Annotated in this window: 16 protein-coding genes; 9 read left to right on the forward strand and 7 right to left on the reverse strand. The window is 73.7% G+C overall.

Translation table 11 applies throughout. The annotated features are described in order from the left end of the window. Nucleotides 1–84: 84 nt before the first annotated feature. The 6 genes from ACYVF4_RS08530 to ACYVF4_RS08555 all read left to right on the forward strand — a co-directional run bounded on the left by ACYVF4_RS08530 (nt 85) and on the right by ACYVF4_RS08555 (nt 3,867). Nucleotides 85–477, forward strand: coding sequence for a hypothetical protein (locus tag ACYVF4_RS08530; RefSeq protein ID WP_460721692.1), 393 nt, complete (start codon nt 85–87; stop codon nt 475–477). Nucleotide 478: 1 nt separating this feature from the next. Continuing rightward, a complete protein-coding gene (locus ACYVF4_RS08535; protein ID WP_460721694.1) occupies nt 479–880 on the forward strand; it encodes a phage holin family protein in 402 nt (133 codons plus the stop codon). Then, nucleotides 870–1,151 carry a hypothetical protein gene (locus tag ACYVF4_RS08540; RefSeq protein WP_460721696.1) on the forward strand — a complete coding sequence of 94 codons (282 nt, stop codon included), beginning with the start codon at nt 870–872 and terminating at the stop codon, nt 1,149–1,151. The genes ACYVF4_RS08535 and ACYVF4_RS08540 overlap by 11 nt, the downstream gene beginning before the upstream one ends. A 159-nt stretch (nt 1,152–1,310) precedes the next feature. Next, the gene (locus ACYVF4_RS08545) at nt 1,311–2,111 is read left to right on the forward strand and encodes a uroporphyrinogen-III synthase (RefSeq protein WP_460721698.1); all 801 of its coding nucleotides are present in this window, start codon (nt 1,311–1,313) and stop codon (nt 2,109–2,111) included. Next, complete coding sequence (cofD, locus tag ACYVF4_RS08550; protein ID WP_460721700.1) at nt 2,108–3,109, forward strand: 2-phospho-L-lactate transferase; 1,002 nt, start codon at nt 2,108–2,110, stop codon at nt 3,107–3,109. The genes ACYVF4_RS08545 and cofD overlap by 4 nt, the downstream gene beginning before the upstream one ends. A gap of 2 nt (nt 3,110–3,111) precedes the next feature. Further along, nucleotides 3,112–3,867, forward strand: coding sequence for a sulfite exporter TauE/SafE family protein (locus ACYVF4_RS08555; protein WP_460721702.1), 756 nt, complete (start codon nt 3,112–3,114; stop codon nt 3,865–3,867). A gap of 11 nt (nt 3,868–3,878) precedes the next feature. On the opposite strand, the gene cofC is transcribed toward ACYVF4_RS08555, so the two are convergent. The 4 genes from cofC to cofG are packed head-to-tail and all read right to left on the reverse strand — an operon-like array spanning nt 3,879 to nt 9,548. Beyond that, a complete protein-coding gene (gene cofC / locus ACYVF4_RS08560) occupies nt 3,879–4,514 on the reverse strand; it encodes a 2-phospho-L-lactate guanylyltransferase (protein ID WP_460721704.1) in 636 nt (211 codons plus the stop codon). Next, on the reverse strand, nt 4,511–5,545 hold the full coding sequence (fgd, locus tag ACYVF4_RS08565) for a glucose-6-phosphate dehydrogenase (coenzyme-F420) (protein WP_460721707.1): 1,035 nt from the start codon (nt 5,543–5,545) through the stop codon (nt 4,511–4,513). Before fgd ends, cofC begins: the two co-directional genes overlap by 4 nt. Beyond that, on the reverse strand, nt 5,542–7,044 hold the full coding sequence (locus tag ACYVF4_RS08570) for a flavin-containing monooxygenase (RefSeq protein WP_460721709.1): 1,503 nt from the start codon (nt 7,042–7,044) through the stop codon (nt 5,542–5,544). The genes fgd and ACYVF4_RS08570 overlap by 4 nt, the downstream gene beginning before the upstream one ends. Then, on the reverse strand, nt 7,041–9,548 hold the full coding sequence (cofG, locus tag ACYVF4_RS08575; protein WP_460721711.1) for a 7,8-didemethyl-8-hydroxy-5-deazariboflavin synthase CofG: 2,508 nt from the start codon (nt 9,546–9,548) through the stop codon (nt 7,041–7,043). The genes ACYVF4_RS08570 and cofG overlap by 4 nt, the downstream gene beginning before the upstream one ends. Before the next feature lie 106 nt (nt 9,549–9,654). Here cofG and ACYVF4_RS08580 point away from each other — a divergent pair, with 106 nt between their 5' ends. After that, nucleotides 9,655–10,059 (forward strand): hypothetical protein, encoded by a 405-nt coding sequence (locus ACYVF4_RS08580; protein WP_460721713.1) that lies wholly within the window; start codon nt 9,655–9,657, stop codon nt 10,057–10,059. Between the two features lie 9 nt (nt 10,060–10,068). On the opposite strand, the gene ACYVF4_RS08585 is transcribed toward ACYVF4_RS08580, so the two are convergent. Together ACYVF4_RS08585 and ACYVF4_RS08590 are read right to left on the reverse strand one after the other, a co-directional pair. After that, nucleotides 10,069–10,884, reverse strand: coding sequence for an ABC-2 transporter permease (locus ACYVF4_RS08585; RefSeq protein WP_460721715.1), 816 nt, complete (start codon nt 10,882–10,884; stop codon nt 10,069–10,071). Next, nucleotides 10,881–12,401 carry an ABC transporter ATP-binding protein gene (locus ACYVF4_RS08590; protein WP_460721717.1) on the reverse strand — a complete coding sequence of 507 codons (1,521 nt, stop codon included), beginning with the start codon at nt 12,399–12,401 and terminating at the stop codon, nt 10,881–10,883. Before ACYVF4_RS08590 ends, ACYVF4_RS08585 begins: the two co-directional genes overlap by 4 nt. A 111-nt stretch (nt 12,402–12,512) precedes the next feature. Between ACYVF4_RS08590 and ACYVF4_RS08595 the strand changes: the two genes are divergently transcribed. Beyond that, the gene (locus ACYVF4_RS08595; protein WP_460721719.1) at nt 12,513–13,580 is read left to right on the forward strand and encodes an enoyl-CoA hydratase/isomerase family protein; all 1,068 of its coding nucleotides are present in this window, start codon (nt 12,513–12,515) and stop codon (nt 13,578–13,580) included. Nucleotide 13,581: 1 nt separating this feature from the next. Continuing rightward, nucleotides 13,582–14,511: a J domain-containing protein gene (locus ACYVF4_RS08600; protein WP_460721721.1), complete on the forward strand. Its 930-nt coding sequence runs from the start codon at nt 13,582–13,584 to the stop codon at nt 14,509–14,511. Between the two features lie 18 nt (nt 14,512–14,529). Here ACYVF4_RS08600 and ACYVF4_RS08605 read toward each other — a convergent pair whose 3' ends face one another. Next, the gene (locus tag ACYVF4_RS08605; RefSeq protein ID WP_460721723.1) at nt 14,530–16,098 is read right to left on the reverse strand and encodes a D-alanyl-D-alanine carboxypeptidase family protein; all 1,569 of its coding nucleotides are present in this window, start codon (nt 16,096–16,098) and stop codon (nt 14,530–14,532) included. Nucleotides 16,099–16,111: the final 13 nt, after the last annotated feature.

Genomic DNA, 16,111 nt, shown 5'->3' on the forward strand with positions numbered 1-16,111 from the left:
CGCTGACGGCATGGATGGCTAATCTGGGGTGCACCACTCAGGCGCACCACCTATTCAGGCGCACCACCTACCGGGAGGACACCCATGAAGGGCAAGGCAGGACTCGCCATCGGAATCGCCGTGGGCTACGTGCTCGGGTCGCGGGCCGGACGCGAGCGGTACGAGCAGATCAAGACCCAGTGGCTGAAGGTGTGGAACCTCGAGCCCGTGCAGGAGCAGGTGAGCAAGGTCGCCGACTTCGCCAAGTCGAGCGCGATGGCACTGCCGAGCACGGTGTGGGACTCGGCGGTGAAGGTCGGCAAGGCCGCCGCCGCGAAGGGGACCCCCGGCCAGCGGGTGGACGCCGCCGTGAAGGCGAGCAAGGAAGCGGCCGACGACCTCGAGCGTGCCGCCGACGAGACCACCGCCGCGGCGCGCAAGGCCGCCGAGAAGGCGAAGAGGTCCGCCGAAGAGGCGCGCGACAGCAACGGGGCGTGACATGACGACGCCCCGTGGCTTCCGCGATCGCGCCGACGACGGTCTGCTGACCCTCATCGGCGAGATCCCCGAACTCGTCCGGAACCTCGTCACGGCCGAGATCGACGCGGCGAAGGTGTGGGCTGCCCGCACTGCCAAGGACGGCGGATGGGGCGCGATCTGGATGATCGCCGCCCTCTTCGTGCTGTTCTGGTCGATCCCGGTCCTCGGCGCGTTCGTCATCGCGGGGCTGTCGTCGTGGTGGCCGGTGTGGCTGTCGGCGCTCGTGGTGTTCATCGCGATGCTGCTGGTGACCGTCGTGCTGGCGCTCCTCGGCATCCTGCGCTTCAAGAGGCTCGGATCGCGCAAGAACCCCGCCCAGGCGATCGCCCGAGACGTGAAGGAGGTGCGCGGTGAGTACTGACTCTCGCGCTGTGGCCGTGCCCCGTACGGCGGTGCCCATCGGGATCACGGATCCCGTCGAGAAGGCGCGCGCCGAGCTCAAGGCGGCGCTGGCGGCCATCGAAGAGAAGGCCAACCTGCCCAAGCGTGCGGGTCTGGCGCTGGATCGCGGCATCGTCAAGTCGCGTGCGTTCGCGCGGCGCAACCCCAACGGCGCGGCGGCTGCGGCGCTGGCCGTGGCCCTCGGCGTCGGCGCGGCGGTGTGGGGTGTGGTCAAGATCGCCGCGCGCTGAGCCCCAGGCGGCGCGACGCCCGGCGGCGACGCGCGGGGGTATGGTGGGATTCACAGGCAGTGCAATGGTGCGGATGCTGCCGCTCGCGCGAACCGGTCCGTCGCGCCTCGGCTGCTCGAAGGTAGGGGTGGCCGCCGCGCACCACGAGAGTCACACCCCATGAACCACACATCCGAGCATCCGGCTCCCAAGCCCCTCAAGGGGTGGCGCGTGCTCGTGCCGCGTGGGGGACCGTGGGGCGACGGGGTGGCGGCGTCGCTGCGCGCGCAGGGCGCGACCCCCGTCATCGCGCCGCTGATCAACTTCGCCCCCTCCACCGATGAGGCGACGCTCGAGCAGGCGATCCGCGACCTCGCTGCGGGCGCGTTCGACTGGCTGACGGTCACCAGCGCCACGACGGTCGACGTCCTCTACGCCTACCGCGCCACCATCCCCGCCTCGACGAAGGTCGCGGCGGTCGGCGAGACCACCGCCGCCGCCCTGCAGGCCGTCGGCTACCGCGTGGACCTCATCCCCGAGCGCGACAACTCCGCCGGCGGCATGGCCGATCAGCTCATCGCCCTCGAGCCCCAGCCGCGGCGCATCCTGACGCTGCGCAGCGAGATCGCCAAGCCGGTCCTCACGCAGCGGCTGACGGATGCCGGGCACGACGTCCGCAGCGTCGTGGCCTACCGCACCGTGGGGGTGCCGGTGACGGACCGCATCGCCGAGGACGTGCGCTCCGGCCGCATCAACGCGATCCTCGTCACGAGCGGCTCGGTCGCCGAGCAGGTGAGCCAGCAGTTCCCCGACATCCCCGACTCGACCCTCATCGCCGCGATCGGTCCGCGCACGGCGCACGACGCGCGCAGCACGGGCCTCGGAGTGGACGTGGTCGCCGAGCAGCAGACCGTCGAGGCGCTCATCGACGCGGTCGCCCGGTTCGCCCTGCCCCACGCGACCGACGAATTCGCCCTGTGACCGACGCCCGGCCGGCGCCGGCCGTCGTGGTCCTCGCCGGCGGCGTGGGCGGCTCCCGCTTCGCCAGCGGCGTTCGCGCCGCCCTGCGCGCGCGGGGGATCGCCGACACCGCCGCGGCGCTCACCGTGGTGGCCAACACCGGCGACGACCTGTGGCTTTCGGGGGTGCGTCTGCAGCCCGACGTCGACTCGCTGTTGTACACCCTCGCCGGCGTCAACGACGCAGCCCGCGGCTGGGGTCGCGCGGGTGAGACCGAGCGCGTGAACGACGAGCTCCGGCAGTGGGGCGCCGGCTGGCCGTGGTTCACACTCGGCGACCTCGACCTCGGCACCCACCTCGCCCGCACCGGCTGGCTGCGCGAGGGTGCGAGCCCCAGCGATGTCGTCGCGCGGCTGTCCGCGCGATGGCCGCTCGGCGTCCGCCTGCTGCCAATGACCGACGCCGAGGTCGACACCCGTGTCACCGTCCGGGAGGACGGCGCAACCCGCGACCTGCACTTCCAGGAATGGTGGACCCGGCACCGCGGTGCGCTGCAACCGGTGCGCTTCGACAATCCGGGGGTCGAGGCGGCACGCCCCGCGCCCGGTGTGGCCGAGGCGATCGCCGCTGCTGACGTAGTGCTGATCGCGCCGTCCAACCCGGTCGTGTCCGTCGGACCGATCCTCGCCGTCCCCGGCATCCGGCAGGCGCTCGCTTCCGCCGCGGCCCCGGTGGTGGGGGTGTCGGGAGTCATCGGCGGCGCGGTCGTCCGGGGCATGGCCGACATCTGCCTCGCCGCGATAGGCGTGCCGGCCACGGCCGCCGGCGTCGCCGCGCACTACGGCGCGCGTCGCGACGGCGGACTGCTCGACGCGTGGCTGATGGCCGTCGAGGACGCCTCTTCGGCCGACGAGGTCGCCGCCACCGGCATCCGTCCCGTCGTCGCGCCGCTGTGGATGACGGATGCCGTCACGACGGCCGCCCTGGGCGAAGCCGCCCTGACCGCGGCGGGGGTGTGACCGTGGGCGCGTTCCTCCTGCCCGACCTGGCCGCGTGGGGCTGGGTGCTGCTCGCGGTCGCCGCCCTGGTGGTCGGCCTCGGCAAGACGGCCGTCCCGGGCGCCACGACGATCGCCGTCGCGGTGTTCGCCGCGGTGCTGCCGGCCAGGCAGTCCACCGGCACGCTGCTGCTCCTGCTCATCGTCGCCGACGTCTTCGCGGTGCTCGCCTACCGCCGGCACGCCGACTGGCGGGCGCTGCTGCGGCTCGTGCCCGCGGTCGTCGTGGGGCTCGCCGCCGGGGTGGCGTTCCTCGCCGTCGCCGACGACGCTTGGGTGAAGCGGCTGATCGGCGTCATCCTGCTGGGGGTCATCGCGATCACGCTGCTGCGGCGCCGGGCGGCGGCCGTCGTCGATGACACCGGGCCCCACAAGCTGGCCGCGGCCGCCTACGGGTCCCTCGGCGGCTTCACCACGATGGTCGCCAACGCCGCGGGGCCGGTGATGTCGATGTACTTCCTGGCCGCGCGGTTCTCGGTCAAGGCGTTCCTCGGCACGGCGGCCTGGTTCTTCGCCGTCATCAACCTGAGCAAGCTGCCGTTCTCGATCGGCCTCGGACTCCTCACGCCGTCGGGGGTCGCGCTGGACCTCGTCCTCATCCCGCTCGTGATCGCCGGGGCGCTGGCCGGCCGGTGGCTCGCCGGGCGCATCGACCAAGTGCTCTTCGAGCGGCTGGTGATCGGCTTCACGATCGTCGGCGCGGTCTACCTGCTGATCTGACCCGGTCGGGCTCAGGCCGTCGAGCTCGGCTCCTCGGGCGGCGCCACGAGCCGCGCCGTCCGCGGCCCGACGCCCAGGGCGTCCGCCTGCCGCAGCTGCTCGGCGGTGTCGACGTCGCGCCGCAGCGACGATTCCGGGGCGAGCGGCAGCTCGACGCAGCCGAGCGCCACGTGGCGCGCGCGGGAATCGGGGCCGAAGGCCGACTCCCACCTCACGCCGGCGCGGGCGGTCACGAGGGTCGAGCCGTCGCCCTCGGCGTCGGGGACGACGGCGCGGTCCACGGCCGCGGCACGTCGCAGGGCGTCGGTGAGGTCCTCGGGATGCAGGGCCGGCAGGTCGCCGAGCAGCGCGGCCCGCGGCATCCCGTCACCGGCCTCGGCCGCCCCGAGCGCGATCGCCGCGTCGAGACCGCGCGGGTCGCCCTCGGGCACGAAGCGGAGCCCGGCGATGTCGTGCGCGCCGATGACGACGGCGGGGTCATCGGTGACGACGAAGACCTGCGCGACGACGGGACTGGCCGCCGCGGCCGCGACGGTGTCCAGCGCGATGGCGTGGGCGAGGGTCGCCCGGTCGACGCCCGGCACGTCCAGGCGCGACTTGCCCGACGCGACGGACTTCACCGGCACGATCACCGCCCAGCCGGTCACGAGCCGAACCGCTCCCGCAGCCGCGGCAGGATCTCGGCGCCGTACCGGCGCAGGAAGCTCTCCTGGTCGTGACCGGGGTCGTGGAAGACGAGGTGGCGGAAGCCGAGCTCGACGTACCACGCGATCTTCTCGACGTGCTCGTCCGGGTCGTCCGAGACGATGAATCGCGAGGCGGCGCGCTCGATGGGCAGTTCCTCGCCGAGCCGCTGCATCTCGAGCGGGTCGTCCACGCCCATCTTCTCTTCGGGCGACAGCGCCAGCGGCGCCCAGAACCGGGTCTTCTCCTTCGCCGCCTCGATGGTGTCGTCGAGCGACACCTTGATCTCCATGAGCGTGTCGATCGCGTCCGCCGGGCGCCCGGCCTTCTCGAGCCCCTCGTGCAGCGCGGGCAGCAGCGTGTCGGTGTACAGCTCGCGCTTCTTGCCGCTGGTGGTGATGAAGCCGTCCGCGATCCGGCCGGCCAGGCGGGTCGCGGCAGGGCCGGCGGCCCCGATGTAGATGGGGACGGGCTGGTCGAGCTTGTCGTAGATCGTGATGTTGCGGGCGGTGTAATACGTGCCCTCGAAGTTGACGCGGTCCTCGCTCCACAGCCGGCGGACGAGCCCGATCGCCTCTTTGAGGCGCTGGAAGCGCTCCGGCGGGTCGGGCCACGCGATCCCCAGGTTCGCCTCGTTGAGCGCCTCACCGGTGCCGACGCCCAGGATCACGCGGCCCGGGTACATCACGCCGAGCGTCGCGAAGTCCTGCGCGACCACCGTCGGGTTGTAGCGGAAGGTCGGCGTCAGCACCGACGTGCCGATGAGCACGCGCTCGGTCCGCGCGCCTAGCGCGCCGAGCCACGGGACGGATGCCGGGGCGTGCCCGCCCTCGTGCAGCCACGGCTGCAGGTGGTCCGACACGAAGACCGAGTCGAAGCCGACCTCTTCGGCGAGGATGGCGAAGTCCAGCAGCTCGGTCGGCCCGAACTGCTCGGCAGAGGCCTTGTAGCCGAAGCGCAGCGGCACGCCGTGGTGGGTGAGCGGAGCGGTCATGATCTTCCCTTCTCGACTTTCTCGACGTCGCCCGCGCCGGCCGGCGCGAGGGTGAACTCGGATCCGTCGGCCCGCGCCAGCCGCGCCCGGAACGCGTCGACCGTCCCCGGCCACAGCAGCGTGAGGCGGCCCGAGCGCTCGTCGACGTACCAGTTGCGGCATCCCCCCGTCATCCAGGGGGTGGATGCCGCGGCCTCGGCGATCTCGTCGGTGTAGGCGGCCTCGGCGGCGGGGTCCACGCGCAGCGGCGCACCGGACCGGTCGCGGTGCACGAGGCACCGCGTGACGTAGGCGGCCTGCTCCTCGATCATCAGCACCGAGGAGTTGTGGCCGAGGGCGGCGTTGGGGCCGTCGAGGACGAAAAGGTCCGGGAATCCGGCGACCACCGTGGAGCCGAACGCCGTCATGCCCTGCGCCCAGTGGTCGGCGAGGGACGTGCCGTCCTCACCCACGACCAGGTCGGCGTAGGGCTGACGCGTCGTGGCGAAGCCGGTCGCCAGCACGAGCGCGTCGACCTCGTGACGCGCGCCCGTCGCCGAGACGAGGGTCCGCCCGTCGACTGCGGCGAGGGCCGACGGCTCGAGGGTCACCGCCGGCGAGGACACGGCCGGATAGAACTCGTCCGACAGCAGCACGCGCTTGCACCCGAACGCGTAGCCGGGCGTCAGCGCAGCGCGCAGCTCCGGGTCGGCGACCTGCGCCGCCAGGTGGTCCCGCGCGGTCCGCCGTGCCGCTGCGGCGGCCACGGCATCCCCCGATCGAGACGCGAAGCGGGCCTCGCCCTCGGCGTACAGCTCGGCCCGCAGCCGCGCGAGCTCGCCCGGGTGCGTGGCGAACCGCTCGCGTTCGGCCGCCGAGTACGCGCGCTCGCCGCGGGGGACGATCCATGCCGGCGTACGTTGGAAGAGGGTGACGTGGCCGGCGGTGCGGGCGAGCTCGGGGACGAGCTGGACGGCGCTCGCACCGGTGCCGACGACGGCCACGCGAGTCCCGTCGAGGGGGGTCGAGTGGTCCCAGCGGGCCGAGTGGAAGATCGGGCCGGGGAAGGACTCCAGCCCCGGGATTCCGGGGATCCGCGGCTCGGTCAGCCGGCCGCAGGCGAGGATCAGCACGTCCGCGGTGCGGGGCCCGCGCGAGGTGTCCAGACGCCAGTGCTCGCCGGCGGCGTCCCAGCGGGCCCCCGTCAGCGCCGTCGACAGCAGCAGCCGCTCGCCCAGGCGCTCGGCGGCGGCCACGTCCTCGAGGTACGCCCGGATCTCATCGCCCCGCGCGAACAGCCCCGACCAGTGCGGATTCGGGTGGCTGGCGAACCCGTACAGGTGCGCGGGCACGTCGCACGCGACGCCGGGGTAGGTGTTGTCGCGCCAGGTTCCTCCGACGGATGCCGCCCGCTCGAGGACGACCATGTCGTCGCGGCCCGCCCGGCGGAGGGCGATCGCCATCCCGAGGCCCGCGAACCCCGCCCCGACGATCGCGATGCGATTGTGCGGGATCGTCACGACCCCGCCCCCGCGTCGCGGTAGTCGGTCGTCCGCAGCCGGAACGGCCGGAAGAGCCGGCGGGCGATCGTCGCGGCATCCGTCACGGGCAGTTCCTGGCCGTGCTCGATGCCGGCTTCGGGCCGGACGCGGCCGTCGAGCAGCACGCCCCCCAGGTCGTCGCCGCCCGCCCGCAGCAGCACCGCCGCAGCCTCGCGGCCGACGCGCGTCCACGGGATCTGGATGTGCGGGATGCTGCCCGACAGCAGCAGGCGCGACACGGCGACCATGGCGCGGTGCTCGTCGAGCGGGCTGCGCCCGGCGACCAGCGGCACGCCCCCGGCGGGCCCGGGCAGCGGGATCGGGACGAACTCGGTGAAGCCGCCCGTCTCGGCCTGGATCTCGCGCAGCCGTCGCAGGTGGCCGATGCGCTCGGCGGCCGTCTCGACGTGGCCGTAGAACAGGACCGACGTCGAGCGGAAGCCCGCGCGGTGGGCCGCCGTGATCCCCTCGATCCAGCGGTCGATCTCGAGGTCGCCGGGGGCGACGAGCGCGCGGACGCGTTCGCTCAGCACCTTCACGCCCGTGCCCGGCACGGTGTCGACGCCCGCCTCGCGGAGCGCCTGGAGCGCCGTGGTGAGGTTGCCCGCGAACCCGCCGCGCTCGGCGAGATCGGCGACGTCCTGCGGCCGGTAGGCGTGCAGGTGCAGGTCGGGTGCCGCGGCCTTCACCGCGCGGGCGATGTCGAGGTACGCGGCCGCGTCGACGTCGGGCGGCAGGAGGCCCTGGACGCACAGCTCCGTCGCACCGAGGTCGCGGGCGTCGCGGGCGACGGCGGCGACGTCGTCGAGCGTGAACTGCTGGGGAAGGGTCGCGGCGCCGCGCGTGAACCCGCTCGAGGTGACGTTGCGGTTGACCACGAGGGTGACCGCCTCGCCGACGGTGTAGCGGCGGACGTCGTCGGCGGTGGCGACGAGGGCCTCGAGGTCGTCGCCGGTCGCCTCGAGCAGCGCGGTCCACTCGGCGTCGTCGAGGCTGAGCGGGTCCGCGGCGGCGCGGTCCGCCCGGCCCTTCGTCTCGCTGCGCTCGCTCAGGGTCCGGTGGACCTTCGTCTCGCTGCGCTCGCTCAGGGTCCGGTGGACCTTCGTCTCGCTTCGCTCGCTCAGGGTCCGGGGGACCTTCGTCTCGCTTCGCTCGCTCAGGGTCCGGGGGTCGCCAATCCGGTCGTGCGTCGCCGCAACCCGGTCGCTGAGCGAGCCCGGAGGGCGAGACGAAGCGCCCGCCAGCCCGGTCGCCTCATCCGCCAGCGCCCGCACCGGCTCGTGCATCGCCGGGTCCAGCCACGTCCCGGGGTCCGCCACGAACTCCGGGTGCGCCGTCAGGCGCTCCCGCAGCTCGAACCCGAGCTCGGCGGTGCGCCGCGCCAGGTCGTCGAGGTGCGGCCACGGGCGCTCCGGGTTGACATGGTCGGCGGTCAGGGGCGACACGCCGCCCCAGTCGTCGGCGCCGGCGGCGACGAGCAGCCCGAGCTCCCGCGGGTCCGACAGGTTCGGGGGCACCTGGATCCGCATCCGGGATCCCAGCACGAGCCGGGCGACCGCCACCGTCAGCACGTACTCGCGCAGGTCGGCGTCGGGCGCGTCCTGCATCGCGGTCTGCGGCTTCGCGCGGAAGTTCTGCACGATGACCTCTTGCACGTGCCCCTGGCCGGCCACGCCGTGCGCGGCGTTGACGTCGCGCAGGGCGACCAGGGACTCCGCGCGATCGCGCACGGTCTCGCCGATCCCCACCAGGATGCCGGTGGTGAAGGGCACGCGCGCGCGCCCGGCATCCTCGAGCACCCTCAGCCGCACCTCGGGGTCCTTGTCGGGCGAGCCGTAGTGCACCTGCCCGGGCACTTCGTACAGCCGGCGCGAGGTCGTCTCGAGCATCATGCCCATCGACGGGGCGGTGGGACGCAGCATCCGGAGCTCTTCCGCCGTGAGCACGCCGGGATTCAGGTGGGCCAGCATCCCGGTCTCGGCGGTGATGAGGCGCGCGATGTGTGCGACGTAATCGAGCGTGCTCGCGAAGCCGTGGTCGTCGAGCCATTCGCGGGCTTCTGGCCAGCGGTCCTCGGGGCGGTCGCCCAGGGTCAGCAGCGCCTCTTTGCAGCCCATCGCCTGCCCCTGCCGCACCACGGCGAGCACCTGCTCGGGCGACATGTAAGCGGGCTTGTGCTTCTTTCGCAGCTGCGCCGGGGTGTCGACGAAGACGCAGTAGTGGCAGCGGTCGCGGCACAGGGTCGTGAGGGGCACGAACACCTTGCGCGAGTAGGTGATGACGCCCTCACGACCGGATGCCGTGAGCCCGGCATCCCGCAGGCGGGCGGCCGCGGCGAGCACGGCGGCGACGTCCGCGTCCGACACGCCCAGCAGCACTTCGGCGTCGTCCGCCGACAGGGCCTCTCCGGCGAGGGCACGCTCGAGGATCGGCGCCGCCGAGGCGGCCACCCGCCGTGCGCCGGAGGTTCCGAGCAGAGTCATCGATCCAGTCTCGCACCGCCTGCGGTCCGGAGCGTCGCCCGGATCGTTGCGCGCTCGTGAGCAACGCATTCCGACGACAGCAACCCGGCGCTGGCAGACTAGAGGAATGGTGACGCTGCTCCTGGATTCCGCCCGGCTCGAGGTCGTGCTGTCGGGAGCCGAACGCGTCATGTCATTCCGCAAGCGGAATGTCGAGATCGAGCGCGACACGATCGAGAAGGTGCAGCTCGTCGACGACGCGTGGACCTGGCTCCGCGGCATCCCGCAGCCCGGCACCCACGTGCGCGGCGTCGTCGCGATGGGGACGTGGCGCTCCGCGGCAGCCGACGATTTCGTCATCGTTCGCCGTCACCGCACGGGCGTCGTGATCGACCTCGCCGGGCACCCGGAGTTCCAGCGCATCGTCCTCACGACGCGCCACGGCCTCGCGCTGGTGAAGGCGCTCCGGCTCGATGTCGACTCGAGTCCCGCCGACGTCGCCGATCTGGTCGCCGGATCGGGAACGGCCTGAGGCTCCGCGTCAGCTGACGTCCCGGCGCCAGCTGATCAGCTGCCCGAGCACGACGAACACCAGCGCGTAGCCCAGCAGCACGAGCCCGCCCGCCCACCAGTCCAGCCCGCCGGTGCCGCCGCCGGGCATGCTCGTGAAGACGCTCGCCCCCACGAGGGCGTCCCCTGCTGCTCCCGGCAGATACTGCGTGAAAGTCGACAGCCCGTCGACGAAGGCGGCGGCGGCGCGGCCGATGGGCTCCAGGAACTGGGTGAACACCAGGACCCCGACGATCGCGGCCACCTGGTTGCGCACGAGAGCGCCGACGCCGATGCCGACGAGCACCCACAGCACCGACGCGATCATCATGCGGCCGAGCAGCGTCCAGGTGTCGACCTCGGTCAGTGCCGTGTCGACGCCGAAGGCGGCGAGCACGCCGGCGGACGGCGCGACCGAGGCGACGATTCCCACGACGCCGAAGATCACGCCCATCAGCAGCCCGACGAGCAGCTTCGCCACGAGCACGCGCCCGCGACGGGGGACGGCGAGGAACGTCGAGGTCAGCGTCTTGTGCCGGAACTCGCTGGTGATCATCAGCGTCCCGATGAGCAGCGGGAACACGTACCCCACCGAGGTCGCCGTGGAGTAGAGCACCTCGGCCAGGCCCTCCTCGGGGATCGTCGGTGCGTTGCCGGGCAGGGACCCGGACGAGGACGCCGCGAAGACGAAGGCGAGGACACCGGCGGTGAAGGCGATGTAGCAGGCAAGCACGATCGCGAGCACCCACCACGACGCGGTGGTGAACTGCTTGGTCGTCTCGGAACGTGTCGCGAGTGCCAGGCTCATCGCTGCTCGCTCCCTTCTCGCGCGGGGACGACGTCGATCACGCCGGTCGCGGCGACCACGAACGCCGCGGTGTCGTCCCATCGATCGGATGCCGGCGGGCCGGTGTCGGCGGGACCGGGGTCGTCCGGGTCGGGGTGCGCTTCGTCTCGCCCTTCGGGCTCGCTCAGCGTCCGGGAGGAGGTCTCGTCCTCGTCCTCGGGGGCCGAGTCCGCGTCGGTGTCGGCGTCGGCGGGGGTGGCGGGCGCTTCGTCTCGCCCTTCGGGCTCGCTCAGCGTCCGGGAGGAGGCCTCGTCCTCGTCCTCGGGGGCCGAGTCCGCGTCGGTGTCGGCGTCGGCGGGGGCGGGGGGCGCTTCGTCTCGCCCTTCGGGCTCGCTCAGCGTCCGGGAGGAGGGCTCGTCCTCGTCGGCGGGGGCCGAGTCCGCGTCGGTGTCGGCGTCGGCGGGGTCCGCGTCGGCCGGGTCGGCGTCGGCGTCGGAGGAGTCGGCGTCGGAGGGGTCCGCGTCGGCGGGAGCGGGGTCGGCGGGGGCGGGGGGCGCTTCGTCTCGCCCTTCGGGCTCGCTCAGCGTCCGGGAGGAGGCCTCGTCGGCGTCGGCGGGGGCGAGGGGGGCGGCGCTCACGTGGACGCGGGTCCCGTTGACGAGGTCGAGGAAGACCTCCTCGAGCGCGGGACCACGACGCTGCAGGCTCGACAGGGCGATGCCGGCGGCGGCGGCGACCGCGCCGATCTCGGCGGCGCTGCTCTGGCGCACCGTGAGCCCCGTCCGCAGCACCTCGAAGGGGATGTCCGCCGCGCCGAGCGCCGCGACGAGGGCCGCGCGGTCGGGGGCGTCGACGACCGTGACCGTCTCGTCCGGGTCGGCGAGCTCGCCGAGCCCGCCCTGGAAGACGAGGCTGCCGCGCGAGAGGATCAGCAGGGCGTCCACGGTCTGCTGGATCTCGGTCAGCAGGTGCGACGAGACCAGCACCGTGCGCCCCTCCCGCGCCAGCTGCCGCAGGAATCCCCGCATCCAGCGGATGCCCTCGGGGTCCAGGCCGTTGGCCGGCTCGTCCAGCACCAGCACGCCCGGGTCGCCCAGCAGCGCGTGCGCCAGGCCCAGCCGCTGGCGCATGCCCAGCGAGAATCCGCCGATGCGGCGGCTCGCGGCATCCGACAGCCCGACGAGATCCAGCACTTCGTCGACGCGGGAACGCGGGATGCCCGCCGCCTGCGCGTAGACCGTCAGGTGGTTCGCCGCGGTGCGCCCGGGGTGGAAGCTCGAGGCCTCGAGCACGGCCCCGACGGTGCGCAGCGGATGCCGCAGCTTCGCGTAGGGAGTGCCGCCGATGGTCGCACGCCCCGAGGTCGGCCGCACGAGACCCAGCAGCATGCGCAGCGACGTGGTCTTGCCGGCGCCGTTGGGCCCGAGGAAGCCGGTGACCCGGCCGGGTTCGACCTGGGCGGTGAGATCCGACACCGCCGTGATCCCGCCGAACCGCTTGGTGACCGCCGAGAACTCCAGCAGCTGTCCTTCGGGCATGCCGAACCTCTCCGTGTCGTGGGGTGCGCAGTCGTGTGGGCGTTCACCCTATCCTGGCCCACCGGCCGCCCCGATCCCGGGATTCGGCGGCGGGCGGGTAACGTGGCGAGGGTGCGTGAGACTGATGAGGCCCGCGTCCTGGCCCGCGTCGAGGCGGGCGTCGGACACCTCACCCTGAACCGTCCCCGGGCGATCAACGCCCTCGACCTCGGCATGATCCGTGACCTCGCCGCGGCCCTCGACCGCTGGGAGCGCGATCCGCAGGTCGACCTGATCCTGATCGACGGCGCGGGGGAGCGCGGGCTGTGCGCCGGCGGCGACGTGCGGGGTCTCGCCGAGCAGATCCGCGCGGGCGACCAGGGGGCCGCGGCGGAGTTCTTCCGTGCGGAGTACGCCCTCGACGCGCGCATCGCCGAGTACCCCAAGACCGTCGTCGTCCTCGCCGACGGGGTCACCATGGGAGGCGGCATCGGGTTGGCCGGCCACGCGGCGGTCCGCGTGGTGACCGAGCGCTCGAAGCTCGCGATGCCCGAGACCCGCATCGGCTTCACCCCCGACGTGGGCGGGACGTGGCTGCTCGCCCGCGCTCCCGGGCGGGTGGGGGAGTACCTTGCACTGACCGGGACCGTCATGGGCCCCGCCGACGCGCTGTACGCCGGACTCGCCGACCACCACGTCCCCTCCGACCGGCTGGACAGCCTCGTCGACGCGCTCCGCACGCGCGCCGACCCGGGCACGGCGAACGAGCTGGTCCTGCTCTTCGACGAGACGCCGGCGCCCGCTCCCCTCGCGGAAGCGCGGGAGTGGATCGACGACGCCTTCTCGGCCGACACGGTGACCGGGATCATCGAACGGCTGCGCGCCCGGCCCGAGCCCGGCGCGGCCCAGGCGCTCGCGACCCTCGCGGAGCTGGCGCCCACGGCGCTCACGGTCACCCTCGAGGCGGTCCGCCGGGCGCGGACGCTGCCCGGCCTGCGCGCCGTCCTCGCCCAGGAGTACGGACTGGTGCTGTGGTTCGCCGCCACCCAGCCCGACCTCATCGAGGGGATCCGCGCGCAGCTGATCGACAAGGACCGCTCGCCGGCCTGGCAGCCGGCGACGCTCGCCGACGTGGACCCGGGCATCATCGAGGCCGCCTTCGCCTACGCGCCGCAGCCGCCGCTGTGGAGCGGCGACTGACATGTTCGACAGTCCGCTCTCGGCATCCGCCTACGAGATCCTGGGCGTGGATCCGGCCGCCGACGACGACGCGCTCCGCAAGGCGTACCGGCTGCGGCTGCGCCAGACCCATCCCGACACCGGCGGCGACGCGGCGATGTTCGTCCAGGTCCAGCGGGCGTGGGAGCTCGTCGGCACCCCCCAGGCCCGGGCGGCGTACGACCGGGGCCACGGGTTCGGCCAGAGCGCTCCGCCGGAGTGGTCCGAGTGGTCGCCGCCGCGTCCCGCGACCCGCGACACCCGTCCCCGTGCCCGCTCGTTCGGCCACCCGGGCGGCTGGCGCCGCGAGCGGTACCTGGCTCTCATCCGGGAGTGGGCCGGCCGCGGGGTGACCGTCGAGGACCCCTACGACCCGGCGCTGGTCCGCTCGGCCCCGCACGCCGTGCGCCGGCTGCTCGCCGACGCGCTCGCCGAAGAGGCGACCGCGCGCGTGGTGTCCGACCTCGGCATGGGCTACACGGTGTGGCACGACGTCGCGGCGGCCGGCCGCGGCGGCGATGCGGACGACAAGCTCGACCACATCGTCCTCGGGCCGAGCGGCCTGTACGCGATCCTGTCGGAGGACTTCGGCGGCCCGGTGCGCACGCGGCGGGCCGAGCTCATCGGCGACGGGGTCGACGGCGCCCCGGTGGCCGCCCTCGTCGCGCGCATGCGCGTCATCGCCCGCGCGGCGGGCGTCCGCTTCAGCGGTGCCATCGTCGTCCTGCCCGACGACGACGTCGTCCAGCCCGTCGAGGAGCTCGGCAGGGTCAAGGGGATGCCGGTGGCGATCGTCTCGCGCAGCGCCCTGTCGACCGTCCTGCGCCGTGGCATCACCGGGGCCCGCGACATCGGGGGCAACGAGGTGTTCGACATCCGCACCCGCCTGCAGCGGGCGGTCGCGTTCGTCTGAGCCGCGTGCCCGGCCGCTTCAGCCCGAAAGCCCGAACAGCTCCAGCGGATGGGTCAGGCGCCACCACGCCGACGGGTCCTCGACGTCGTCCGCGAGGCGCACGGGCACCGTCGTGACGTTGAGGGGTCCGTCGACCGTCAGCGCGCCCACCTCGCCGCCCGCCTCGCGCACGTCGCCGAGGTCGAAGCGCATCGTCACGGTGCCCGCGCCGCCGTTGAACAGCACCACCGCGGCGTCCTCGGCGGTCACGACGTCCACCTCTTCGCCCCACGCCGTCCGGACCATCCCGACGACCGTGCCCGCCGTCACGGACGGCTCGGTCTGCAGCTCCTGCTCGAGCTGATCGAACAGGTCGCGCGACACCGCGTTGCGCGCGTCGGCGTCCGGCTGCCCGAGCACCGCCGCGAACACCCGGACGGGGGTCCCGTCGACGGTGAGGTCTTTGGCCGACAGCAGGTTCCAGTTCGCGAGCGTCCCGGTCTTGATGCCGACGACGCCGTCGTCGGCGAGCAGGGAGTTGGTGTTCTCGACGGTGCCCGCGCCCGGCAGCTCGATCTCGCGCTGGGCGACGATGCCGGCGATCACCGGGTTGGACAGTGCCTTCTCGGCGAGGGCGATCAGCGCGGCGGGGGTCGCCCGGTTGCCGGGATCCATGCCGGTCGGCTCGACGACGGTGATGCCCGGCACGCCGTGGCTGCGCAGCCACGTCTCGGCGGCGTCGGCGAAGACGGCATCCGAGGCGAAGAGGTTGCCGGCCAGGCGGTCGGCGTAGTTGTTGGCCGAGCCGATCAGCATGCCCTCCAGCAGCTGCCGCTGGGTCAGGACGCCGCCCACCGGGACGTCCAGCGCGGACTCCCCGCGGTAGCGGTAGTTCCAGTAGTCCAGCGAGTCGGCGTAGGTGAACGAGAACTCCGGCCCGTCGTCGCCGGGTCCGAGCGGGATCTCGTCGAGGACGACGAGCGCGGTCACCACCTTCGTGATGCTGGCGATGGCGTCGGGCGCGTCCGTCGACGACAGCGTGCCGTCGATGCCGGCCACCGCGACCGCCGCGCCGCCGGTGTCCGGCCACGCCGGCGCATAGGCGGGGGCCGCCGCCGACGTCACCTCGGCGGCGGCGATCGTCGGTGTAACTGCCGTCAGCGGCCACAGCAGGGTGGTCAGGCAGTAGGCGGCGACGACCGCGAGGACGATGACGGCGGGCACGAGCACCCCGGGTCGCAGCGGCGACCGGCGCGGCGGCCGGTCGAGCAGGCCGTAGGTGATGAAGGTCGGGGTCGTGATGGGCCGGGGCGTGAGGGTCTGCTCGTCCAGCCACGTCAGCGCGATGCGGCCGGATGCCGTCAGCGCCGGCTCGCCGGCCGGCGCGGGCGTCGGGGCGGTCGAGGTGGGCGGCGCGGGCGACGAGCTCATCGCCGGGGCCACCAGGGTGCCCGGCGGCGACCCCGCCGCCACGGCATCCGGAGTCTCGCTCGTCGTCGACGCCGAGGAGGGCGACGGCGTCGTCGGCGTGGACGATTCGCGCGCGTCGGCCTGCCGCCGCACACGCGCCTGACGCCTCGAGATCAGGGGCGCGTCATCCACGGTCACGCGACCAAACTAC

Source organism: Microbacterium aureliae (genome assembly GCF_054780155.1).

Bases quoted from the DNA above. Each gene is read 5' to 3' on its own strand.
- ACYVF4_RS08585 (WP_460721715.1), bottom strand. From the start codon at position 10,884: ATGAGCCTGGCACTCGCGACACGTTCCGAGACGACCAAGCAGTTCACC.
- fgd (WP_460721707.1), bottom strand. From the start codon at position 5,545: ATGACCGCTCCGCTCACCCACCACGGCGTGCCGCTGCGCTTCGGCTAC.
- ACYVF4_RS08600 (WP_460721721.1), top strand. From the start codon at position 13,582: ATGTTCGACAGTCCGCTCTCGGCATCCGCCTACGAGATCCTGGGCGTG.
- cofG (WP_460721711.1), bottom strand. From the start codon at position 9,548: ATGACTCTGCTCGGAACCTCCGGCGCACGGCGGGTGGCCGCCTCGGCG.
- ACYVF4_RS08590 (WP_460721717.1), bottom strand. From the start codon at position 12,401: ATGCCCGAAGGACAGCTGCTGGAGTTCTCGGCGGTCACCAAGCGGTTC.
- ACYVF4_RS08545 (WP_460721698.1), top strand. From the start codon at position 1,311: ATGAACCACACATCCGAGCATCCGGCTCCCAAGCCCCTCAAGGGGTGG.
- ACYVF4_RS08535 (WP_460721694.1), top strand. From the start codon at position 479: ATGACGACGCCCCGTGGCTTCCGCGATCGCGCCGACGACGGTCTGCTG.
- ACYVF4_RS08530 (WP_460721692.1), top strand. From the start codon at position 85: ATGAAGGGCAAGGCAGGACTCGCCATCGGAATCGCCGTGGGCTACGTG.
- ACYVF4_RS08580 (WP_460721713.1), top strand. From the start codon at position 9,655: ATGGTGACGCTGCTCCTGGATTCCGCCCGGCTCGAGGTCGTGCTGTCG.